This window comes from Ornithinimicrobium flavum (assembly GCF_004526345.1).
Classification (GTDB): domain Bacteria; phylum Actinomycetota; class Actinomycetes; order Actinomycetales; family Dermatophilaceae; genus Ornithinicoccus; species Ornithinicoccus flavus.
Genome location: NZ_CP038213.1, coordinates 1,288,396 through 1,309,777, shown reverse-complemented (window position 1 = coordinate 1,309,777; position 21,382 = coordinate 1,288,396). Strand labels below are relative to the sequence as shown.

General features: G+C 72.2%; 18 protein-coding genes and 2 pseudogenes. 11 read left to right on the top strand and 9 right to left on the bottom strand.

The annotated features are described in order from the left end of the window. Positions 1-47: 47 nt before the first annotated feature. From aat to trpS, 4 genes are all read right to left on the bottom strand, one after another. Complete coding sequence (gene aat / locus E3Z34_RS06105; protein WP_134772892.1) at positions 48-731, bottom strand: leucyl/phenylalanyl-tRNA--protein transferase; 684 nt, start codon at positions 729-731, stop codon at positions 48-50. A 78-nt stretch (positions 732-809) separates the two neighbouring features. Beyond that, complete coding sequence (locus E3Z34_RS06100; RefSeq protein WP_134772891.1) at positions 810-1,160, bottom strand: HesB/IscA family protein; 351 nt, start codon at positions 1,158-1,160, stop codon at positions 810-812. A 123-nt stretch (positions 1,161-1,283) separates the two neighbouring features. Beyond that, the gene (locus E3Z34_RS06095) at positions 1,284-2,324 is read right to left on the bottom strand and encodes a glycerate kinase (RefSeq protein WP_158288615.1); all 1,041 of its coding nucleotides are present in this window, start codon (positions 2,322-2,324) and stop codon (positions 1,284-1,286) included. 88 nt (positions 2,325-2,412) lie between these two features. Further along, positions 2,413-3,546: a tryptophan--tRNA ligase gene (gene trpS / locus E3Z34_RS06090; RefSeq protein ID WP_238695379.1), complete on the bottom strand. Its 1,134-nt coding sequence runs from the start codon at positions 3,544-3,546 to the stop codon at positions 2,413-2,415. Between the two features lie 166 nt (positions 3,547-3,712). Between trpS and E3Z34_RS06085 the strand changes: the two genes are divergently transcribed. Next, complete coding sequence (locus tag E3Z34_RS06085; RefSeq protein ID WP_134772888.1) at positions 3,713-4,372, top strand: hypothetical protein; 660 nt, start codon at positions 3,713-3,715, stop codon at positions 4,370-4,372. A 69-nt stretch (positions 4,373-4,441) separates the two neighbouring features. Here E3Z34_RS06085 and E3Z34_RS20120 read toward each other — a convergent pair whose 3' ends face one another. Next, positions 4,442-4,918 carry a glutathione S-transferase C-terminal domain-containing protein gene (locus E3Z34_RS20120; RefSeq protein ID WP_420818978.1) on the bottom strand — a complete coding sequence of 159 codons (477 nt, stop codon included), beginning with the start codon at positions 4,916-4,918 and terminating at the stop codon, positions 4,442-4,444. A gap of 474 nt (positions 4,919-5,392) precedes the next feature. Next, a pseudogene (locus E3Z34_RS06075) lies at positions 5,393-6,699 on the bottom strand (M20/M25/M40 family metallo-hydrolase). Positions 6,700-6,843: 144 nt separating this feature from the next. On the opposite strand from E3Z34_RS06075, the gene E3Z34_RS06070 reads away from it, so the two are divergent. Continuing rightward, entirely contained in the window at positions 6,844-7,461 is a 618-nt protein-coding gene (locus E3Z34_RS06070; protein WP_134772887.1) for a DUF3043 domain-containing protein, read from the top strand. A gap of 10 nt (positions 7,462-7,471) precedes the next feature. Here E3Z34_RS06070 and E3Z34_RS06065 read toward each other — a convergent pair whose 3' ends face one another. Next, positions 7,472-7,684, bottom strand: a complete 213-nt coding sequence (locus E3Z34_RS06065) for a hypothetical protein (protein ID WP_134772886.1) — start codon at positions 7,682-7,684, stop codon at positions 7,472-7,474. Between the two features lie 140 nt (positions 7,685-7,824). Here E3Z34_RS06065 and E3Z34_RS06060 point away from each other — a divergent pair, with 140 nt between their 5' ends. Further along, complete coding sequence (locus tag E3Z34_RS06060) at positions 7,825-8,478, top strand: DUF937 domain-containing protein (protein ID WP_202977034.1); 654 nt, start codon at positions 7,825-7,827, stop codon at positions 8,476-8,478. Positions 8,479-8,640: 162 nt separating this feature from the next. Further along, positions 8,641-9,195, top strand: a complete 555-nt coding sequence (locus E3Z34_RS06055) for a bifunctional adenosylcobinamide kinase/adenosylcobinamide-phosphate guanylyltransferase (RefSeq protein WP_158288614.1) — start codon at positions 8,641-8,643, stop codon at positions 9,193-9,195. A gap of 40 nt (positions 9,196-9,235) precedes the next feature. Here the strand turns inward: E3Z34_RS06055 and gcvT are convergent, their stop codons facing one another. Beyond that, entirely contained in the window at positions 9,236-10,339 is a 1,104-nt protein-coding gene (gene gcvT / locus E3Z34_RS06050) for a glycine cleavage system aminomethyltransferase GcvT (protein WP_134772884.1), read from the bottom strand. A 77-nt stretch (positions 10,340-10,416) separates the two neighbouring features. Here gcvT and E3Z34_RS06045 point away from each other — a divergent pair, with 77 nt between their 5' ends. The 7 genes and pseudogenes from E3Z34_RS06045 (at position 10,417) to E3Z34_RS06015 (ending at position 19,597) form a co-directional block, all read left to right on the top strand. After that, on the top strand, positions 10,417-11,925 hold the full coding sequence (locus E3Z34_RS06045; RefSeq protein ID WP_238695378.1) for a leucyl aminopeptidase family protein: 1,509 nt from the start codon (positions 10,417-10,419) through the stop codon (positions 11,923-11,925). 331 nt (positions 11,926-12,256) lie between these two features. Continuing rightward, positions 12,257-13,641, top strand: a pseudogene (gene lpdA, locus E3Z34_RS06040) (dihydrolipoyl dehydrogenase). A gap of 83 nt (positions 13,642-13,724) precedes the next feature. Then, positions 13,725-15,686: a 2-oxoglutarate dehydrogenase, E2 component, dihydrolipoamide succinyltransferase gene (gene sucB / locus E3Z34_RS06035; protein ID WP_134772883.1), complete on the top strand. Its 1,962-nt coding sequence runs from the start codon at positions 13,725-13,727 to the stop codon at positions 15,684-15,686. A 3-nt stretch (positions 15,687-15,689) separates the two neighbouring features. After that, positions 15,690-16,658 carry a TIGR01777 family oxidoreductase gene (locus E3Z34_RS06030; protein ID WP_134772882.1) on the top strand — a complete coding sequence of 323 codons (969 nt, stop codon included), beginning with the start codon at positions 15,690-15,692 and terminating at the stop codon, positions 16,656-16,658. A 116-nt stretch (positions 16,659-16,774) separates the two neighbouring features. After that, positions 16,775-17,323 carry a hypothetical protein gene (locus E3Z34_RS06025; RefSeq protein WP_134772881.1) on the top strand — a complete coding sequence of 183 codons (549 nt, stop codon included), beginning with the start codon at positions 16,775-16,777 and terminating at the stop codon, positions 17,321-17,323. Between the two features lie 290 nt (positions 17,324-17,613). After that, the gene (locus E3Z34_RS06020; RefSeq protein ID WP_134772880.1) at positions 17,614-18,225 is read left to right on the top strand and encodes a hypothetical protein; all 612 of its coding nucleotides are present in this window, start codon (positions 17,614-17,616) and stop codon (positions 18,223-18,225) included. Between the two features lie 115 nt (positions 18,226-18,340). Further along, the gene (locus E3Z34_RS06015) at positions 18,341-19,597 is read left to right on the top strand and encodes a serine hydrolase domain-containing protein (protein ID WP_134772879.1); all 1,257 of its coding nucleotides are present in this window, start codon (positions 18,341-18,343) and stop codon (positions 19,595-19,597) included. 78 nt (positions 19,598-19,675) lie between these two features. Here E3Z34_RS06015 and E3Z34_RS06010 read toward each other — a convergent pair whose 3' ends face one another. Beyond that, a complete protein-coding gene (locus tag E3Z34_RS06010) occupies positions 19,676-21,322 on the bottom strand; it encodes a serine/threonine-protein kinase (RefSeq protein WP_134772878.1) in 1,647 nt (548 codons plus the stop codon). Positions 21,323-21,382 lie beyond the last annotated feature (60 nt).

Sequence of the window (21,382 nt, the reverse complement as noted above, 5' to 3'; positions counted from 1 at the left end):
AGGGACTCTACCCTTCCCTCGGGCGATTCTCGCACGAGGGGAGGCGGTCAGGAAGGTATGGCGCGCCACCGGTTGGGCAGGGGTGCGGACCGCACCTCGCGGAGTCGTCGGAGGTAGTCCTCACGGGGCATCTCACGCACCCCCAGCGTCGCCAGATGGTCGGTCCGCCACTGCACGTCGAGCAGCCACGGCATACCGTCCTGCTCGAGCACCCGCACCAGCGCGACGACGGCCGCCTTGGACGCGTCGGTGACCCGGTGGAACTTCGACTCGGCGGCGAAGAGCCCCCCGACCGCCACGCCGTAGAGCCCGCCCACCAGCTCCCCCTCCTGCCACACCTCGACCGAGTGGGCCCAACCCAGGTCGTGCAGTCGACGGTAGGCGGTCCCGATCTCCGGCGTGATCCACGCCCCGTCCCGCCGCGGGTCGGCGCACCCCTCCACGACCCGGTCGAAGGCGGCGTCGACGGAGACCTCGAAGCGACGCAGCGACCGCTGCAGGGAGCGGCTGACGTGCAGGTCCCCCGGCAGCATCACCCCGCGCGGGTCGGGTGACCACCAGCCCAGCGGAGGCCCCCCGCCGACGCCGAGCCCCATGGGGAACAGGCCCGCCCGGTAGGCCGCCAGGAGGGTCCCCGGCTCCAGGTCACCCCCGACCGCAACGAGGTCCTCCCCGGGACCGGCCCCGGCCGGGGTCAGCACCCAGGGGGTCGGTGGCGGCTCGACGGGCATATCACCAGTCTTGCCGATCGAGCCAGGGGACGACGAGACCCCCGCGCCCGGGTGGGCACGGGGGTCTTCGGGGCGTGACTAGCTGAAGCTGTCGCCGCAGGCGCAGGAGCTGCCGGCGTTGGGGTTGTCGATGGTGAAGCCCTGCTTCTCGATGGTGTCGGCGAAGTCGATCGAGGCGCCGTCGAGGTAGGGGGCGCTCATGCGGTCCACGACGACCTCGACACCGTCGAAGTCGGCGAAGAGGTCACCGTCCAGGGTGCGCTCGTCAAAGTAGAGCTGGTAGATCAGGCCGGAGCAGCCGCCGGGCTGCACGCCGATGCGCAGACGCAGGTCGCTCCGACCCTCCTGCTCCAGCAGGCTCTTGACCTTGGTGGCCGCCACGTCGGACAGCTTGACGCCGTGGGTCGCGGTGCTCTGGGTGTCGGTCATGAAGCGGTCATCTCCTTCAGGGATGTCGATGCTCTGGGGGCAACGCCCGGGTCAGGCCCGAATGTTCCCGCTCAGGACAGGGTACGTCACCGGGCTGTGTCGACTCAGGCGGTCGGGGGCGGCTCAGGTCGTTGGCGGTGCGGGCGTCCAGGTCCGGGCCACCCGGCCGGCAAGCGCGGCGAGGTCCTCCCCGGGGCGGAGGGCGTAGGAGCCGCTGATGCCGAGCGACATACCCTCGCGTCGTCCGACCGCGACCTCGCGGGCCAGGACGACGGTCGGGGTCGCCGTCTCCAGGGCTGCGCGCGCCGTCTCGGCCACCACGCCCTCGTGGACCGTGTGGTGGTCGTAGGCGTCGGTGACCAGGACCAGCAGCGACCCCGGCAGCAGCGGGCGGATGCCGAGCTCGTCCAGCAGCAGCCGGGCACCGGTGTCGGTGCGCGCGCCGAGCAGCTGGAGCGCGTAGCCGACCCCTCCCCCGGCACCGGCCCCGGCCGCCCGCTCCGGCCGGCGGGGGAGCCCGGTGAGCAGGTCGCGCGCGGGCGGCAGCACGGCGTTGACGCGGTCGGCCACGTCACCCATCGCGGTCTCGAGCCGCTGGGTCACCTCGGGAGCCACGCCGAGCTCCCCGAGGGAGGCGCTGGCACCGGAGAAGCCCAGCAGGGGCGACTCGGTCGTCGACGCGAGCACGAGCTGGGTCCCGGCCCAGTCGTCGCGGACCGCCCGCAGGTCGGTCAGGTCCGCCCCCGCTCCCAGCGCGGCGAGCAGACCGGCGCCACCGTCGTGGCAGGCCAGGGGTCCGACGCCCACGACGACGCGCCGCACCCCCGTCCCCCGCGCCAGGGCGAGCAGCCGACCGACGCCGGCGCTCGTCATACCGTCCGGGTCGCGCAGGCGGTCGGCGCCCACGAGGTGGCGGCCGGCGACCTGCGCGGTGTCGAGGTATGCGGTGCCACCCTCGGCGTCCCCCACCACCGCGACCGCGGCGGGCACGTCGGCCCCGGTGGGTCCGGGGACCACCACCGGGTGCAGGGCTGCGCCCAGACGCTCGGCGACCACGGCCGCGAAGCCGGCGCCGCCGTCGTGGGAGGAGAACGCCCCGACCTGCACGTGCGGGGCGCTCGCCGCCCACCCCCCCGCGACCTGCTCGGCGATCCCGGCGGGCAACCGGTCCCCGGCCGGTCGACGACCACGACGACGCGGGGTCCGCGTGCGGCTCCGGGGTGGTGCGGCATACCTATATATGAGGAGTCGGTCAGCCGTAGACCATCTGCATGGCCTCGCGCACCTCGGCGAGGGTGGCCTCCGCGATCTCCGTGGCGCGGGCGTTCCCGTCGGCCAGCACCGAGCGCAGGTGCGCCTGGTCTGCCTCGAGCTCGGCGCGGCGGGCCCGGATGGGCGCGAAGTGCTCGTTGACCGCCTCGGTGACGAGCTTCTTGAGGGCGCCGGAGCCGCCGTCGCCGATCTCCTCGGCGATGACGAGCGGGTCCCGGCCGGTGGTGAGCGCGGCGAGCTGGACGAGGTTGGAGACCTCGGGGCGGGCGGCCGGATCGTAGGTGATGTGGCGGTCGGAGTCGGTGACAGCCTTCTTCAGCACCTTGGCCGTGTCGTTGGCGGACATCCGCAGCTCGATCGTGTTGCCACGGGACTTGCTCATCTTGGTGCCGTCGGTGCCGAGGAGGTTCGGGGCCTCGGAGAGCAGCGCGTCCGGGGCGGGGAAGACGGGGACGCTCCGGTCGCCGGCGCGGCCGTAGCGCTCGTCGAAGCGGCGGGCGACGACGCGGGTCTGCTCCAGGTGGGGCAGCTGGTCCTTCCCGACGGGGACGACGTTGGCCTTGCAGAAGAGGATGTCCGCGGCCTGGTGGACGGGGTAGGTCAGCATCAGCCCGCTCATCGGCCGGCCGCCGGTCGCCTCCTGCTCGGCCTTGACGGTGGGGTTGCGGCGCAGCTCGCTGTCGGTGACCAGCGACAGGAAAGGCAGCATGAGCTGGTTGAGGGCGGGGATCGAGGAGTGCGTGAAGACCGTCGTCCGCGCCGGGTCCAGGCCGACAGCCAGGTAGTCGGCGAGCAGCGAGAAGACGCGCTCCTGGATGCTCGCGACCTCGTCCCGGTCGGTGATGACCTGGTAGTCCGCGATGAGGACGAAGGTGTCCACGCCCTTGTCCTGCAGCGCCACCCGGTTGCGCAGCGACCCGAAGTAGTGGCCCAGGTGCAGGTGTCCCGTCGGGCGGTCACCGGTCAGCATGCGGTAGCGCTCGGGGTGGACCTCGAGGTCGGCCTCGATCTGGGCGCTGCGCGCGATGCTGCGCTGCAGGGAGGCGTCGGAGGTGGAGTCGGCGAGCGCGTCGCCGGTCGCCGGATCGTCCAGAAGCTGGGTGTCACTGGTCACGAGGAGCAAGGTTACGGGACGCGCCCACCCGTTTTGCCGACACGTGACACACCCCATAGCACATCCGGGTTTACGCCTCCTGGGTATGCCGCTACAGTGACCGTGGGCGCATACCCGTGTGCGCAAGCAGGTTCACCGCAGGAAGACAGCAAGGGGAGACACACAGATGAGCACCACCTCACGCGGCCCGTCCCGCCGCACACTCGTCAAGGGGGCCGCGTGGAGCGTGCCCGTCGTCGCGGTGGCTGGCGCAGCCCCGGCGATGGCGGCCTCGCAGGAAGTCTGGTTCGAGAACCTCGGCATCGCCTGCAAGTTGCCTGGCGCCTCGTGCCAGCGAGAGACCGGCGTGACCAAGGGCTACGTCATCCGCACGCGCGTCTGCACGAATGTCCGTAGCGATGTATCGATCACCTTCGAGAACGTTGCAGTCTCTCTTAACGGCGGGCCATCTACGCCGTGGACTGTCAGTCCGAACCCGCTGGAAATCGAGTACACCGGCACGGTCCCCCAGTGTCAGATCGTCGACCTGGCCATCCAAGGTGAGCCCGACAGTGCGAACGGAACGATTTACGGAACCGGCACCTACACGTGGACCTCCGAAAGCGGACTGTCCGGGTCGGGCACGATCGAGTTCAGTGCAGAAGCCACACCGCCGTGCGTGAACTGTGAGCCACCGCCCCCGGGTGCAGTCCCCGCCTCAGACGCCGAGACCGGCACCGTCGCACCCTCGGGCAGCGACACCGCCAAGACTGAGTCCATCACGCCGGTCGAGCCCTCCACCGACGCCAGCAAGACGGACGAGGCGAGCCAGACCACCGCGCCGTGAGCTGACTGATTTGCACCACCCGAGAGGCCCGGTCCATCTGGACCGGGCCTCTCGGCATACCTGCTCGGCTCAGGCGAGCGACTCGCGCCCGTGCGGCTGCTCCCAGCCGGCGGTGTCCGGGCCCTTGGGCACGATGCCGGTGGGGTTGATGTCGAGGTGGGTGGCGTAGTAGTGCGCCTTGACGTGCTCAAGGTTCACCGTCGAGCCGAAGTCGTGGGTCTGCCACAGGTCGCGGGCGTAGGCCCACAGCACCGGCATCTCGGTCAGCTTCTGGCGGTTGCACTTGAAGTGCCCGTGGTAGGCCGCGTCGAAACGCACCAGCGTGGGCCACAGGCGGACGTCGGCCAGGGTGAGCTGGTCGCCGACGAGGTAGCGCTGGCCGGCGAGCCGCTCCGAGAGCCAGTCGAGGCGGGCGAAGAGCGCGTCGTAGGCCTCCTCGTAGGCCTCCTGCGACCCGGCGAAGCCGCACTTGTAGACCCCGTTGTTGACGTCCTGGTAGACGAGGTCGGAGACCTCCTCGATCTCTTCCCGCAGTGCCTCGGCCACAGGTCGGGCGCGTCGGGCCGGTGGTGGTCGGTCCACTCGGTGACCAGGTCCTTGACGATCTGGTGGAAGTCGTTGGTTGCCACCTGCCCGGTCGTCGTGTCGACGATCGCCGGCACGGTGACGCCGGACTCCGGGTAGCCGTCGGGGCGGGCGTCGTAGGCGTCCTTGAGCCTCGGGATGCCCAGGACGGGGTCCGACGCCGCCGGGGTCGAGGTCGAAGGTCCACGAGTCCTCGTCGTGGACCGGCCCTGCGACCCCCATCGACAGCACGTCCTCCAGCCCCATCAGCTTGCGGGTGAGGATGGCGCGGTGCGCCCACGGGCAGGCCCGCGAGACCACCAGCCGGTAGCGGCCGGGCTCCACCGGGAAGCCGTCGCGGCCGTCGCGGTGATCCGCTCAGGGATGTAGCGGTCTTGCGCTCGTACCCTCCCCCCTCGCTGACGTAGCCGCCGCCCTTCGTGCCCTGTCCCTCGCTCATACGCCCTCCTTCTCGATCGTGGACAGCCGCTCCAGCAGGAGGGCCTCGGCCAGGCAGACGCGCTCGAACTCGCCCAGGTGCAGGCTCTCGTTCGCCGCGTGCGCGCGGTGTCGGGGTCCTCGACCCCGGTCACGAGGATGGCCGCGTCGGGGAACCGCTCGGCGAACGCCGCGACGAACGGGATGGACCCGCCGACGCCGATGTCGACCGGCTCGACCCCGTCCCAGGCGTCGCGGAAGGCGGCCCGGGCCGCGTCATACACCGGCCCCTGCGCGTCCGCGGCGAATCCGCTGCCGTCGTCGTCGAGGGTGACGCTGACCTGGCAGCCCCAGGGGGCGTTGTCCTCCAGGTGCTTCCTGAGCGCGAGGTATGCGGTCCCCGGCGACTCCTCGGGGTGGATCCGCATCGACAGCTTGGCCCGGCCGACGGGAGTGAGCAGGTTGGCGGCCCTCTCCACCGACGGCGCGTCGATGCCGATGACCGTCATCGACGGCTTGTCCACATGCGGGACAGGAACGAGCCGGTGCCGATGGGCTGGACGCCCTCAGCGAGGCCGGAGTCGGAGCGCAGGTCCTCCTCGGGTAGTCGAGGTCGGCCGCCTCCGAGCTCATCAGCCCGGGACGGCGACGTCGCCGGCGTCGTCGTGCAGGGTGGCCGCAGTCGGCAGAGGGCGGTGAGGCCGTCCGGGACCGGGCCGCCGTACATCCCGCTGTGGACGCCGTGGTCGAGCGCCCGGACCTCCACGACGACGCGCACCAGTCCGCGCAGGGTGGTGGTCAGGGCGGGACGCCGATCTTCCAGTTGTGGGAGTCAGCCAGGACGATGGCGTCGCAGGCGAGCCGGTCGCCGTGCCGCTCGAGGATGGTGGGCAGCGAGGCCGAGCCGACCTCCTCCTCCCCCTCGACGAAGACGGTGACCCCCACCGGCGGGCGGCCGCCGTGGGCCCCAGTGCCGCGACGTGAGCCATCACCCCGGCCTTGTCGTCGGCGACGCCGCGGGCGTAGAGCCGCTCCCCCACCTGGGTGGGCTCGAAGACGGGCGTGTCCCAGTCGGCGTCGTCCCCGGGTGGCTGCACGTCGTGGTGGGCGTAGAGCAGGACGGTGGGCGCCCCCTCCGGCGCGGCCAGGTGACCGATGACCGCGGGCCGGCCGCCCTCGCGGACGATCTCGACGTCCAGCCCCTCGGCGCGCAGCAGGTCGGCGGTGGCGGCGGCGCTGTCCTCGACGTGCTGCTGGTCGAAGGAGTCGAGCGAGACCGACGGGATGCGGGTCAGCGCCTCCAGGTCGGAGCGCACGCCCGGCATGAGGTCACGCACGCGGGCGGCGAGCTCGGCGGTCCGGTCGGTGCCGGCGGACGGGTTGGTCGATGCGTCTTCCACAACGCCTCAGCCTAGTCGGGGCGCGAGCGGGCGGTCGGGTGAGCCCGGGGCGCCACCTACACTGGAGCCATGCCGCTGTGGAAGAAGTCGACCGCGCCCGCCGACGGGCAGGGCACCTCCGCCGGGCTCAGCTCCGGGGCCACCGTCGCCCCGGCCGACCCGTCCCGTCCGCAGGGCAAGGGCCGGCCGACGCCGCGCCGCAAGGAGGCCGAGGCCGCCAACCGGCGCCCCCTCGTCGTCGACAAGAAGTCGATGACCGCCGACGACAAGGCCAGGATGCGCGCCGAGCGGGGCCGGGTCCGCGAGGCGATGATGGCCGGCGAGGAGAAGTACCTCCCCGCCCGCGACCGCGGCCCGGAGCGACGCTTCCTGCGCGACGCCGTCGACGTGCGGTGGAACGTCGGCGAGCTGCTGCTCCCGATCATGCTCGTCGTGCTGGCCCTGTCGCTGCTGCCCTTCGACGCGATGCGGGTCTGGAGCTTCCTGGCCGCCTACGGCCTCATGCTCTACGCCGTGATCGACTGCTGGCTGCTGTGGCGCCGCACGAAGAAGCGCTTCGTCGCCGCCTTCGACAAGGAGCCGCCGAAGGGGTCGGCGTGGTACGTGGTCCTGCGCTCCTTCCAGATGCGGATGAGCCGCGTGCCGCGGCCCGCCGTCGAGCGGGGCGCGGAGCTGCACCGCCGCTGAGGCGGCCCCCTCAGTCGGCCGGCGAGAGGCTCATCGGCCCGTAGACCACCTCGTCGTCCCGGTGGAGCGTCACCTCCGTCACGCCCGCGTCCGCGAGGGTCGTCCACTCCTCGGACAGCCAGGCCTCGGCCTCGGCCTGGGTGGGGAACTGCACGGCGGCCAGCCCCAGGTCGGTGATCTCACCGTCGGGCCGGGCGTAGGTCCATGTGTAGCTGTCGCTCATGCCGGCCACCCTAGGCGCCACCACCCACAGAGGCATCCCGGTGCGCAGCTTGCCGTCGTCACCAGGACCGGAACCCCTCGGTGGCCTAGTCTCGGAACCAGCGCCGGTCCCACCCGGGGCCGGAGATCGGAGAGAACACGATGATCGACCAGCTGATGAGGGCCATCCCCACCGAGCAGATCGCGCAGCAGCTCGGGGAGGACCCGGCGGCGACCCGCCAGGCCGTCCAGGCCTCGTTGCCCGCGCTCCTGGGCGGCCTCACCGCCAACGCCCAGAGCCGCCCCGGCGCCGAGTCCCTGCTCGACGCCCTGGGCCAGCACCAGGACGACCTCGCGGACAACCCCTCCGTGGACCGGATCGACACCCAGGACGGCGAGAAGATCGTCGGCCACGTCTTCGGCGGCAACACCGACTCCATCGTCAACCAGCTCGGTGGCATCGGTGGTGGCGCCTCCAGCGGCCTGGTCCGCAAGCTGCTGCCGATCCTCGCGCCCATCGTGCTCTCCTGGCTGGCCAAGCAGGTGACCGGCGCAGGGGCCGGTACCGGAGGGCGCGCGTCCTTCCCGCAGGGCGACGGTGCCGGCGGCGTCAACCAGCCGGGTGGCGCGCTCGGGCAGGGTGAGGCTGCTCCCCGCCAGTCGGACGCCCGGCAGGACGGCGGCATGGACATGACCTCGGTCCTGCAGGACGTCCTCGGCTCGGCCCTCGGCGGCGCCACCGGGCAGCGCCCCCAGGCCGGCTCCGGCAACATCCTGGGTGACGTCCTGGGCGGCATCCTGGGCGGCCGTCGCTGACCCGGCGACCGACCCGCCGCTGACGGCGGGGGAGCTGTCGCCCTCGCGACCGCTCCCCCGCCGTCGCCTTGTATGCTCCCAGCACGAGCGCGGGTCCCCCTGCCCGAACGTCCCCCGAACCGACCCGCGCCGGCGAACTTTCGACGAGGAGTGGGTTCCGCGATGACCACGACCCTGGTGCTCGGCGGCACGCGCAGCGGCAAGTCACGGCACGCCGAGGACCTGCTCAGACGGCACGAACGGGTCACCTACGTCGCCACCCGCCCGGACCCGGGCGAGGACGTGGATCCCGAGCTGAGCTCCCGCATCCGGATGCACCAGGAGCGACGGCCGGCCGGCTGGCGCACCGAGGAGACCCGCGACCTCACCCGCGCCCTGCTCGGCTCGCGCAACCCCGTCCTCATCGACTGCGTCGGGGCATGGCTGCGCGGTCAGCTCGACGACCACGACCTGTGGGAGGACCCGGCCGGCGCCAAGGCCCTCATCGACGGGCTCGCCGACGAGCTCGCGGTGGCCGCCCAGGCCCTGCCCTTCGAGGTCGTGCTGGTCAGCGAGGACGCCAGTGGGCTCACCTGGTCCGACGAGCCCCGGGACCGGCTCTTCGCCCACCTGCTGGCCGACGTGAACTGCCGACTCTCGGCGGTGGCCACCGGGGTGCACGTCGTGCTGGCCGGGCGGGTCCTCGACCTGAGCTCGGCCCCCGTCGTCGGGCGCTGAGCGGCCCCGGCACCGCCGGGGCGCTCCATACCTCAGGCGGTCAGGAGGAGGCGCCGCCCTGGACGAAGGGCGGCTTCTTCACCTCGGCCTCGACCTTCCGGCCCCGCACGTCGATCGTGACCGCCTGACCCTCCTCGACCCCACGGTCGAGCAACGCGAGCGCGATGCCCTGCTTCAGGGTCGGGCTGAAGGTGCCGGAGGTCACGACGCCGATCTCCGTGCCGTCGGCGTCGTGCACGGTGCAGCCGGGTCGCGGGATCCCGCGGCCGGTGACGAGCAGACCGTTGGACAGGCGCGACTCCTTGGCCTCGCGCTGGGCGCTCAGCGCCTCCTTGCCCCAGAAGCTCTCCTTCTTCCAGCCGACCGCCCAGCCGGTGCGGGCCATCACGGGGGTGATCTCCCGGGAGAGCTCGTTGCCGTGCAGGGCGTACCCCATCTCGGTGCGCAGGGTGTCCCGCGCGGCCAGACCACACGGCGTGCCGTCGTGCCTGGCCATCTCCTCCACCAGGGCGTCCCACAGGTCGGAGGCATCGGCCACGTCGCAGACCAGCTCGTAACCCCGCTCCCCCGTGTAACCGGTACGGCACACGGACACCGGCCGACCGTTCCACCGCGTGTCGACGAAGCTCATGTAGTCATGGCCGGTCGGCAGGTCCATCGCCTGCAGGACTTCGTCGGACCGGGGGCCCTGGATCGCCAGGATGGCGTAGTCCTCGTGGATGTTCTCCACGGTGATGTGCTCCGGCGCGGCGTCCTGCAGCATCTGCACGACGGTGGCGTTGTTGGCGGCGTTGGGGATGAGGAAGACCTCGTCGTCGCTGCGCAGGTAGGCGATGAGGTCGTCGACGACCCCGCCGTCCTCGTCCAGGCAGAGGGTGTACTGCGCCCTGCCGGGCTCGATCCGGTCGAGGTCGTTGGCCAGGCAGGTGTTGAGGAAGTCCTTGGCGCCCTCCCCGGTGACCAGGGCGTTGCCCAGGTGGGAGACGTCGAAGAGCCCGACGTTGTTGCGCACCGTGTGGTGCTCGGCGACACCGCCCGTGGCGTACTCGATCGGCATCTGCCAGCCGGAGAAGTCGGCCATCTTGGCCCCGAGGGCCACGTGCTTCTCGTGCAGGGGGGACACCTTCGACGCGGATTCACTCATGCCGGGCAGCCTACTGTCGGGCCGGTGTCCTACGCTCGGGGTTGCCAACTCTTGACCCCGAACGACAAGGACGTCCCATGCCCCAGCCGACCTCCGTCAGCTTCAGCGACTCAGCGCCCGCCGGTCTGCAGGCCGAGGCGCTGGTGCTGGCCGCGCGCAAGACGAACGGTGAGGTGAGCCTGGTGGACGGGCACGGCCTCGAGGAGCAGGTCGCCGCCGCCGTCACCGCCGCCCTGTCCACGGTGGGCGCCGAGGCGGGTGCCGAGGAGGCCACCCGCCTCACCGGTATCGAGGGGCTGCAGGCGCCGCTCGTGGTCGTCGTGGGCCTGCCCGGGTCCGGCCCGGCCTCGCGCACCGAGCAGCTGCGCCGCGCCGCCGGCACCGGTGCCCGCGCGCTGGCCGGCCGCGCCAGCGCCGTCTTCGCGCTCGGCCAGTCGGGCCGCGAGGAGGCGCAGGCCGTCGCCGAGGGCGTGGTCCTGGGGTCCTACACGTATGCCGATCACCACGGCGTGGGCAAGGCGGCGTCGGCCAAGGCGCCGCTGGCCGAGGCGGTCGTCCTGGGGCTGGCCGAGGAGGAGTCCGCCACCTCCGAGGTCACCGCGGTGACCGCCGCCGTCGCCTGGGCCCGCGACCTGGTCAACACCCCCCCGAACGTCCTCTACCCCGAGACCTTCGCCGCCCAGGTGCTCGAGCGCGCCCAGGCCGCCGGCGTCGAGGTGGAGGTGTGGTGGCCCGAGCGCCTCGAGCAGGAGGGCTGCGGCGGCATCCTCGGGGTCGGCCAGGGCTCGGCCCGCGGCCCCCGCCTGGTGACCCTCACCTACGCCCCGGAGGGCGCCGGCACCCACCTGGCGCTCGTCGGCAAGGGCATCACCTTCGACTCCGGCGGCCTGTGCATCAAGCCCGGTGCCGCGATGGTGACGATGAAGATGGACATGCGGCGCCGCCGCCTGCGCCGCGGCCACCGTCGCGATCGCCGAGCTGGGGCTCCCGGTCCGGGTGACCGCCTGTGCCTCGCGGAGAACATGACCGGTGACCTGGCCCAGCGCCCCGGCGACGTGGTCACCATGCGCGGCGGCCGCACCGTGGAGATCATCAACACCGACGCCGAAGGTCGCCTGGTCATGGCCGACGGCCTGGCCCTGGCCAGCGAGCAGCAGCCCGACGCCATCGTCGACGTCGCCACCCTGACGGGCGCCTGCATCATCGCGCTCGGCGACCGCACGATCGGCGTCATGGGCAACGACGACGAGCTGCGCGACAGCCTCGTGCGGCTGGGCACCGAGGCGGGCGACACCGCCTGGGCGCTGCCGCTGCCGGAGGAGATCCGCCCTACGCTCGACACCCCCGTCGCCGACCTCAAGCACACGGGTGAGCGCTCGGCCGGCGCGATGGTCGCGGCGACCTTCCTCAAGGAGTTCGTCGGCACGCGCGGGGAGGGCGAGGACGCCCAGCAGATCCCGTGGGCCCACCTGGACATCGCCGGCCCGGCCTACAACGAGAAGACGCCGTGGGGCTACCGCCCGAAGGGCGGCACCGGCGCCGGCGTCCGCTCCCTCATCGAGCTGGCGCGCTCCTACGCGGGCTGAGCGGCACCGCACGCGACGAGGGGCACCTCCTGGGGTCAGGAGGTGACCCTCGCGGGCGTCCGGACGAGGTCAGCCGCTCTTGCGGCGGAACATCTGCTGGGTCCCCGAGGTCTTGGCGCGGCGGGATCCCCCGACCTTGCCGTGCTCGGAGTGGTCCGAGACGTCCTGGCCACCGTGGGCCTGCTTCCTGGAGGGCCTCGCGGAACTTGGCCTTGACGTCGTCCGTGGCCGGCTGGTCGTTCATGGGCCACCTCCTTTGCTCTCGGGGTCCTGACGTGCCCAGCCTCGCACGCCCGGTGCCCGGGTGTCATGCCCTTATCGCCGTGGCAGGATGACCCCCATGCCGACGACGAGCTACGACATCGTGATCCTGGGCGGGGGCAGCGGCGGCTACGCCTGCGCCCTGCGCGCGGCCCAGCTGGGCAAGACCGTCGCCCTGGTGGAGAAGGACAAGCTCGGCGGCACCTGCCTGCACCGCGGCTGCATCCCCACCAAGGCGATGCTGCACAGCGCCGAGGTCGCCGACAACGCCCGGGACGGCGCGAAGTACGGCGTCCTGTCCAGCGTCGAGGGCATCGACCTGGCGGCGGTCCACTCCTACAAGGACGGCGTCGTCGGTCGTCTGCACAAGGGTCTCCAGGGGCTGGTCAAGGCGGCGGCCAACATCACCTACGTCGAGGGTGAGGGCCGCCTGAGCGCGCCCGACACCGTCACGGTCGGCGACGAGCAGCTGGTCGGCGAGCACGTCGTGCTGGCCACCGGGTCCTACGCCCGCACGCTCGGGGTCGAGATCGGCGGTGCGGTCATGACCAGCGACGAGGCCCTGGGGATGGAGCAGGTGCCCGGGCGCGCGATCATCCTGGGCGGCGGGGTGATCGGGGTGGAGTTTGCCTCCGTGCTGCGCAGCTTCGGCGCCGAGGTCACGATCGTCGAGGCCCTGGACCGGCTGGTGCCGATGGAGGACCCGGCGATCAGCAAGGCCCTCGAGCGCGCCTTCAAGAAGCGCAAGATCGTCTCCCGCACCGGCGTCAAGATGGAGTCGGTCGCGCAGGCCGACGGGTTCGTCACCCTCACGCTCGAGGGCGGCGAGACCCTCGAGGCCGACCTGCTGCTCGTGGCGGTCGGGCGCGGGCCCTCCTCGGAGGGTCTGGGGTATGAGGAGGCCGGCGTCACCCTCGACCGCGGCTTCGTGCAGGTGGACGAGCGGCTGCGCACCGGCGTGGGCAACGTCCGCGCGGTCGGTGACCTCGTCGCAGGGGCGCAGCTGGCGCACCGCGGCTTCGCCCACGGCATCTTCGTCGCCGAGGACATCGCCGGCCTGGAGCCGGCCCCCGTACGCGACGAGATGGTGCCCAAGGTGACCTACTCCGACCCCGAGATCGCCTCCGTCGGGCTGTCCGAGGAGCAGGCCCGGGAGCGCCACGGCGACGGGTGAAGACCTACGAGTACAACCTGGGCGGCAACGGCAAGTCCCAGATCCTGGGGACCCAGGGCTTCATCAAGCTGGTCCGCTCCTCGGCCGAGGGCCCGGTCGTGGGGGTCCACATCGTCGGCGCCCGGATGGGCGAGCAGATCGGCGAGGCGCAGCTCATCGTCGGGTGGGAGGCCCTGCCCGAGGACGTCGCCGCCTTCATCCACGCCCACCCCACCCAGAACGAGGCGCTCGGCGAGGCCCACCTGGCCCTGGCCGGCAAGCCCCTGCACGCGCACGCCTGACCGGCCGGGCACGGCATACCGCCCGACCTGAGAAGACCGCACGACGTAGACTGCGAAGCCCCGGACGAGGAGAGACAACAGACATGTCGGAACGTGTATCGATGCCGGCCCTCGGTGAGTCCGTCACCGAAGGGACCGTCACGCGTTGGCTGAAGAACGTCGGTGACCAGGTCGAGGTCGACGAGCCTCTGCTGGAGGTCTCCACAGACAAGGTCGACACCGAGATCCCCTCCCCCGTCGCGGGGACGCTGCAGGAGATCCTCGCCGAGGAGGACGAGACCGTCGAGGTCGGCGCCGACCTGTGCGTCATCGGTGACGGCGAGGCTGCGTCCGGCGACAGCTCCGGCGGTGACGAGGCGTCCGAGAGCGCCGAGGAGCCCGCGGACGAGCCGTCCGAGGAGCCTGAGGAGAAGAGCGCCCCGGCTGAGGAGCCCGCGCAGGAGCCGGCCGAGGAGAAGCCTGCGGAGAAGCCCGCGTCCTCCGGGTCCGGCGGTGGCGAGGTCTCCGGCGGCGAGACGGTGACGATGCCCGCGCTCGGCGAGTCCGTGACCGAGGGCACGGTCACCCGGTGGCTGAAGTCCGAGGGCGACCAGGTCGAGGTCGACGAGCCGCTGCTCGAGGTCTCCACCGACAAGGTCGACACCGAGATCCCCTCCCCCGCGGCGGGCGTGCTCACCAAGATCATCGCCGGTGAGGACGAGACCGTCGAGGTCGGCGGTGAGCTGTGCGTCATCGGTGGCGAGGCCTCCGGTGGGTCCGACGACGCCGGCTCGGAGCCGCAGGAGCAGGCCGAGGAGCCAGCTCCCGAGCCCGAGGAGAAGCCTGAGAAGGCCGAGGCCAAGGAGGAGGCCGCCGACGAGGCGGACACCGACCTGGGCGAGGAGGTCGAGGTCCAGAAGGCGGCGTCCGAGGAGTCGGAGACCAAGGCCGAGACCCGCGACGCCTCCGGCGAGGAGGCGCAGGGCGGCACCGCCACCGGCATCGGCACCCGCTCCCCCGACAACGGCAGCACCTCCCACAAGGACGCCGACGGCGACGGCACCACGGACCGCGAGCAGCAGCAGGCCGCGGCACCGCAGGGCGGTCAGGACGTCAGCGCCTACGTCACCCCGCTGGTCCGCAAGCTGGCCAGCCAGCACGGCGTCGACCTGTCGACCCTGACCGGCACCGGTGTGGGTGGTCGCATCCGCAAGCAGGACGTCCTGGACGCGGCCAAGGCCGCCGAGGAGGCGTCGAAGGCCCCGGCGGAGGAGCCCGCGGCCCCGGCCCAGGAGGCTCCGGCCTCGGCCCCCGCCACGGAGGCCCCCGCGGCGAAGGCCCCGTCCGGCGACGGGTCGGCCAAGCGCGGCACGACGGAGAAGATGTCGCGCCTGCGCAAGGTCATCGCCACCAGGATGGTGGAGTCGCTGCAGACCAGCGCCCAGCTGACGACGGTCGTCGAGGTCGACGTCACGAAGGTGTCGCGTCTGCGCAAGCGGGTCAAGGACGAGTTCGCGCGGCGCGAGGGCACGAAGTTGTCGTACCTGCCGTTCTTCGCCATGGCCGCGATCGAGGCGCTCAAGGAGCACCCGATCGTCAACGCCAGCGTCGAGGACGACCAGATCATCTACCACGGCGCCGAGCACCTCGGGGTCGCGGTGGACACTCCCCGCGGGTTGCTCGTGCCGGTCATCAAGGACGCGGGCGACCTCAACATCGCCGGTCTGGCCCGCAAGATCGCGGACCTGGCCGAGCGGACCCGGGACAACAAGGTCACCCCGGACGAGCTGTCCGGCGGCACCTTCACGCTGACCAACACCGGCTCCCGGGGTGCGCTCTTCGACACGCCGATCATCAACCAGCCCAATGTCGCGATCCTCGGCACGGGCGCGGTCGTCAAGCGGCCCGTCGTGGTCGCGGACGAGGACGGTGGCGAGACGATCGCCGTGCGGGACATGGCCTACCTGGCGCTGAGCTACGACCACCGGGTCGTCGACGGTGCCGACGCCGCCCGCTTCCTCATGACGATGAAGGAGCGGCTGGAGGAGGGGACCTTCGAGGTCTGACCCATGACGGCACCGACACCCTCGTCCGGCGGCCGACTGGTGGCCATCACCGGCTCCAGCGGCCTGATCGGTGCCGCCCTCTCCGAGGCGCTGCGCGGGCGCGGCGACCGGGTCCTGCACCTGGTCCGCCGCGGCCCGCGCGCGTCCACCGAGCTTCCGCCGGGCGTGCGTGAGGCCCGGTGGCAGCCCGGCTCGGAGCTCGACCCGGCGGTCCTGGCCGGAGTGACGGGCGCGGTCAACCTCGCCGGTGCCGGCCTGTTCGAGGGCCGGTGGACCGAGAAGCGCAAGAAGGAGCTGATCGGCTCGCGCGTCGGCAGCACCGACACGCTCTCGCGGGCCCTCGCAGGCCTGGTGGACGGCCCTGCCGACGAGCCGCCACGACTGGTCTCGGGGTCGGCCATCGGCATCTACGGCGACCAGGGCAACACGGTCCTCAGCGAGGACAGCCCGCAGGCCGAGGGGTTCGTGGCCGACCTGGTCCGGGACTGGGAGGCTGCGACCGCCCCCGCGGAGCAGGCGGGCGTCCCCGTGGCCCACATCCGCACCGGGATCGTCCTGTCCCCGCGCGGCGGTGCCCTCGGCAGGCTGCTGCCGCTTGCGCGCGCCGGTCTCGGGGGGCCGCTGGGGAGCGGCCGGCAATACTGGCCCTGGATCACCCTGCACGATCACGTGCGGGCGATGCTCTTCCTCCTCGACCGCCCGGACGTGACCGGTCCGGTGAACCTCACCGGCCCGCACCCCGACACCCAGGCCAAGGTCGTGCGCGCGCTCGCCGCCGAGCTGCACCGGCCCGCTCTCCTGCCGGCCCCGACGGCCGCGATGAAGCTGGTGCTCGGGCAGGCCGCCAGCGAGGTCCTCAACTCTGCGCGGGTCCTGCCGACACGGCTCACGGCGGCGGGCTTCACCTTCGACCACCCCGACCTCAGGCGCGCCGCGGCCTGGGTCGTCGACGAGCTGCGCTGGCACCGCTGACTTCTTTACCAACTTCTTACCTGTGGACGACGGGAACCTGACCTTTCCTGAGGCAGACTGACGAGGTCTACCGGCCCGTGGGGAGCGCGCCGGTCCACAACCAGGAGGGGTATGTCGTGAGACGCACCATGATCGGCGCTGCCGCGGGACTGCTCGTCCTCGCTGGCTGCAGCAGCGGCTCGGCCGAGCCCGCCCAGCCGCCGGCCCAGCAGGACGCGCTGACCACCGCCACGGCCACCGCCGCGCCCGCACCGACCCCTGAAGACGTCGAGGTGACGAGCGAGGCTCCCGCGACCAGCGACGAGGTGGAGGAGCCTGAGGCGGACGGGGATCAGTCCGCCGATGGGGCTGAATCAGCAGTAAGGCACTACATAACTACCCTGTCAGCCGTTCACGAAGAGAACGCCCCTCTGGACACCCTCAGACAGCTCGCCCAACCCGATTGCGGCACGTGCAGCGCCTTCGTCGAGGCAGCGGAGAAACAGCGCTTCGGGCACGCCTACATGCGATACGTCGATTCGGAGGCCACCCTGACGGGAGCGCAAGCGATCGTCCCAACGACCGTTGAGCAGGTCAGCGACGGTGCGACCCTCGAGTTAGTCTTCACGACCAATTGGGAGGGTGAGCGGTGGCTCATTTCAAAGATTCAGGTGTCTGGCAAGTAGGCGTGGCCGCCGTTTGGTCGGCCTCCGCGCTATTCGCCACCATCCCGCCGGCTGATGACTGCGAGGACGACGGCGACATCATCGCGTGCATCGGCGGCAACGACGGCACTTATGTCGGAATGACGGAGGAGCAGACTCTCAGTTTGGCCGACGTTTGGCCAGAGGGTGTTGACCCGGCTTCCCCCGAATCCTGGTACGAGTACGTTGCCGTGATCGACTGCATGCCGCCCAATTCGATCGCTGAGCCTCGGCTGGAGATCTGTCAGACGGCTCTTGAGGCGTGCGTGGGCGTGGGCGGTTACACGGTCAACGCCTACTCGATCATCTTCCGGCGCACGGTCGAGTCCGGGGGTGGCGCGCTGGAGGACTGGGCCGAGATCGGGGGGACCTGCTACACCGACGCGGTGCCCGCACAGTCGGGAGAGCCCGCGGCCACCCTCACCGAGGCCATGATCATCGAGCAGTTCCACCGCACCCAGTTCGCGCTGCCGGAGATGGTGGTGCAGCCGCCGGACGGTCGGACCCTGGTCAACCTGCCCGTCTACTTCGAGCTGGCGTGGCCGGAGGCGGGGTTCGAGCCGGGGGAGGTCGACACCACCACGATCGTGGGGCACCAGGTGCGCATCCGACCCACTTTGGTGGGGATCACCTACATGACCGGGGACGGTGCCAGCATCGGCCCGACCACCAGCCTGGGTGGGCCCTACCCGGCCGGTGACATCACGCACACCTACACCTCGGCTGCGGCCGGGCTGGGCCCCAGGATCCAGGTGGAGTACGGCGGCGACGTCAGCGTCGACGGCGGTGCGTGGATCTCCATACCCGCCACCGCCACGGTCGTCGGGCCGTCGAGCCCGCTGGACGTCCTCGTGTCGAGGAACCGCCTCTACGACAACGGCTAGAGGTCACCCGATCCGAAGGTCACCACAGGGCATCGTGGCTCGGGCCGAGGGGGTCTTGCCCGGTCTACATCCGGGGGGTACGTTCGGGGCTCGTCCCGAGCAAAGGAGCTTGTGCATGACCGAGGTCGAGTCCCGCCTGATGTCCCCGGAGACCGTGGGCATGAGCGCCCAGCGTCTGGAGCGGGTCACCCCCGCCCTGCAGAAGTACGTCGACCAGGGCAACTACCCCGGATTCACGGCTCTGGTGTCCCGCCGCGGTCAGCTCGTCCACGCCACCCGGGTGGGGTGGCAGGACCGCGAGGCCGAGGTGCCCGTGGCGGGGGACACGATCTACCGCCTCTACTCCATGACCAAGCCGATCGTCTGCACGGCCCTCATGACCCTCTTCGAGGAGGGGAAGTTCCAGCTCGTCGACCCGGTCGCCAAGTGGATCCCGGCCTTCGCCACCACGCAGATCGCAGGCCCGGGCGGGACGCTGGAGGACCAGTCCCCGCTGCGACCGATGCAGATCCGCGACGTGATGAGCCACACGAGCGGGCTGACCTACGACTTCCTCGAGGACTTCCCCGTCGCGGAGCAGTACCGCGCCAAGCGGCTCATGAACGACCCGACCCGCACCCTCGAGGAGCTCATCGACGAGCTGGCGACGATCCCCCTGGCGTTCGCACCCGGGACGATGTGGCACTACAGCCTGGGCACCGACGTCACCGCACGCCTGGTCGAGGTCATCTCGGGCCAGTCGATCGGCGACTTCCTCCGGGAGCGCCTCTTCGAGCCGCTCGGGATGAAGGACACCGCCTTCGGCGTCCCCGAGTCCGAGCGCGGACGCCTCTCCGCCATGTACGGCCTGCCCGACCTGATCGCCCCCGACATGACCTTCAGCACGCTGGCCGGTGCGTTCGCCTCCGGTGACTTCGGCCGGCGTGACGTCGAGCCCACCTACCCGAGCGACGCGCCGGACACCTTCCAGCGCGGTGGCCTGGGCCTGTTCGGCACCGCCTCGGACTACCTCCGCTTCGCGAACATGCTGCTCACGGGCCGTGCGCAGGACGGCACCCGGATCCTGGGCCGCAAGACGCTGGAGCTCATGCACACCAACCACCTGGCACCCGACCTGCTCCCCTACGTCCTGGGTGGCGCCCCCGCGCCGGGCTACGGCTTCGGCCTCGGCTCCCGGGTCGCGATGGACATTGGCCAGAGCGCGCTCGCCGGGTCCCCCGGCGAGTTCGGCTGGTCCGGTGCGGCCAAGACCTACTTCTGGGTGGACCCGGTCGAGGAGATCGTGGGTGTGCTCATGACCCAGCACATGGTCGGGTTCGACCTGCCCGAGGCGGACCTCCGGGCGGTCGTCTACCAGGCGATCGAGGACTGACGCACGCACCCCGGGCGGTATGGGGATCCCCGCCGCCCGGGGTCCGTCACCTCCATCGACCGCGCCTTCGCACTCCCCCTACCGCACCTCGTCGGTCCAGGCCCACAGCTGCCAGCGGTCGTCCTCCCGGACCAGCTCCAGCTGCACCGTGTCCACCTGGCGCGGCGCCCGCAGCAGCCAGCCCCCGTCGTCGCGGGCCTCCAGGGCCGCGCGCACGACCGTCGCCGTCACGAGCAGGCCGCGCTCCGTCTCCTCGACTACCTCGACGTCGTCGACCTCGAAGGCGACGTGGGGATAGGTGACCTCCTCGGACCTGGCCCTCTCCAGCTCCCGGGCGTCCCACGCCATCGCCGGCGACTCCTCGGCCAGGGCGTCCGCCAGCAGCGCCGGGTCGCTCGCCTCCCAGGCCTCGGCCCGGACGTCGACGAGCTCCTGCACAGCGCTGCGCAGCCCCTCCCCCAGCGGGTCCTCACCGGGCACCGGGCCTGAGGTAGTGGCCGCGGCCACCACGGGCCCCGTCGTCCCCGCGGCCGCCTCGTCACCCCTACCGACGGACGGCAGGACCTGGGCCGACGACACGACCGCACCGTCATCCCCTCCCCGGCCGGCCACCACCTCGCGCACCGACCCGCCCACCAGCAGGAACCCCGCCGCGCCCGCCACCGCCGCGACGAGGAAGACCAGCGCCACCGCCCACGGGCTCGACCGGCGCCCCTCCTCGGCCGGCGCCTCGCGGTGCGCACCACCCCGACGAGCCTCCGGGCCCACCGCGGCGGCGTCATCGACCCGCCGTGCCCTCCGCACCGACGCTGCCCACCTGCGCCACCTCGGCCCGGGCTCGACCTCGTCGGCCTCGGCCTCGTCCTGCTGCGCCAGCTGTCGGAGCCGCTGGGTCAGACCGTGGGCGGGGTCGGCGTCGGGCGCCACCTCCACCGGCGCGGGCGTGGCCACCCCCATGAGGGCCGTCGCGAGCTCCTCCGCGTCCGGCCGGTCCTCCGGTTGCGGCGCGGTGCACCGCGTCACCAGCTCGACCAGGGCCGGGTCGAGGTCGGTGCCCACCTCCTCCAGCGGGACCCGGTCGTGCCCCGGCCCCGGGGGCCGTCCCGTCAGGGCCAGCCAGGCCAGCGCCCCCACCTGGTAGACGTCGGACTCCGGCGTGGCGGGGAACCCCTCCAGCACCTCCGGCGCGACCATCCCGTCGCCCGCCCCGGTCCCCCACGCCCCGCCCCGCTCGCCCGCCACCCGGGCGGTGCCGAGGTCGGCGAGCAACGGCATACCGTCAGCCCGGAAGAGCACGTTGCCCGTCGACAGGTCGCCGTGCACGACACTGCGGGCGTGCAGGTCGGCGAGCGCGCCGGCCACCGGTTGCAGGACCGTGACGAGCTCGCCCGGCGACAGGATGCTCCGCCTGCTCAGCAGCTGGGCCAGCGACCCGCCCGCCGCGAGCTGGGTGACGAGCACCACCGCGTCCGGCCTCTCGGCACCGGCCGCGGCGAGGGGGAGCACGTCATAGAGATGGACGACGTGACGGTGCCGCACCGACGCCAGCAGCCCCGCCTCGCGCAGGGCGTCGTCGACGTCGCCCGTCACGGGACGGACCACCTTGAGCGCGACGGCCAGGCCGTCGGAGCGTCGACGGCCACGCCATACCGTCGAGCTGGCCCCCTCGCCCAGCGGCGCTCCGACGTCGTACCCGGGGACCTGCGGCACCAGAAGATCGCTCACCCCGCCAGCCTCCCGCAGGTGCGGTGGGGACCGGAGAAGTTATCCACAGGAGACCGCCCT

What these genes read in the sequence shown, in the direction of transcription:
- aat (WP_134772892.1), bottom strand. Translation starts at nt 731, where the DNA reads ATGCCCGTCGAGCCGCCACCGACCCCCTGGGTGCTGACCCCGGCCGGG.
- E3Z34_RS06100 (WP_134772891.1), bottom strand. Translation starts at nt 1,160, where the DNA reads ATGACCGACACCCAGAGCACCGCGACCCACGGCGTCAAGCTGTCCGAC.
- E3Z34_RS06085 (WP_134772888.1), top strand. Translation starts at nt 3,713, where the DNA reads ATGAGCACCACCTCACGCGGCCCGTCCCGCCGCACACTCGTCAAGGGG.
- E3Z34_RS06070 (WP_134772887.1), top strand. Translation starts at nt 6,844, where the DNA reads ATGCCGCTGTGGAAGAAGTCGACCGCGCCCGCCGACGGGCAGGGCACC.
- E3Z34_RS06065 (WP_134772886.1), bottom strand. Translation starts at nt 7,684, where the DNA reads ATGAGCGACAGCTACACATGGACCTACGCCCGGCCCGACGGTGAGATC.
- E3Z34_RS06060 (WP_202977034.1), top strand. Translation starts at nt 7,825, where the DNA reads ATGATCGACCAGCTGATGAGGGCCATCCCCACCGAGCAGATCGCGCAG.
- E3Z34_RS06055 (WP_158288614.1), top strand. Translation starts at nt 8,641, where the DNA reads ATGACCACGACCCTGGTGCTCGGCGGCACGCGCAGCGGCAAGTCACGG.
- gcvT (WP_134772884.1), bottom strand. Translation starts at nt 10,339, where the DNA reads ATGAGTGAATCCGCGTCGAAGGTGTCCCCCCTGCACGAGAAGCACGTG.
- E3Z34_RS06045 (WP_238695378.1), top strand. Translation starts at nt 10,417, where the DNA reads ATGCCCCAGCCGACCTCCGTCAGCTTCAGCGACTCAGCGCCCGCCGGT.
- sucB (WP_134772883.1), top strand. Translation starts at nt 13,725, where the DNA reads ATGTCGGAACGTGTATCGATGCCGGCCCTCGGTGAGTCCGTCACCGAA.
- E3Z34_RS06030 (WP_134772882.1), top strand. Translation starts at nt 15,690, where the DNA reads ATGACGGCACCGACACCCTCGTCCGGCGGCCGACTGGTGGCCATCACC.
- E3Z34_RS06015 (WP_134772879.1), top strand. Translation starts at nt 18,341, where the DNA reads ATGACCGAGGTCGAGTCCCGCCTGATGTCCCCGGAGACCGTGGGCATG.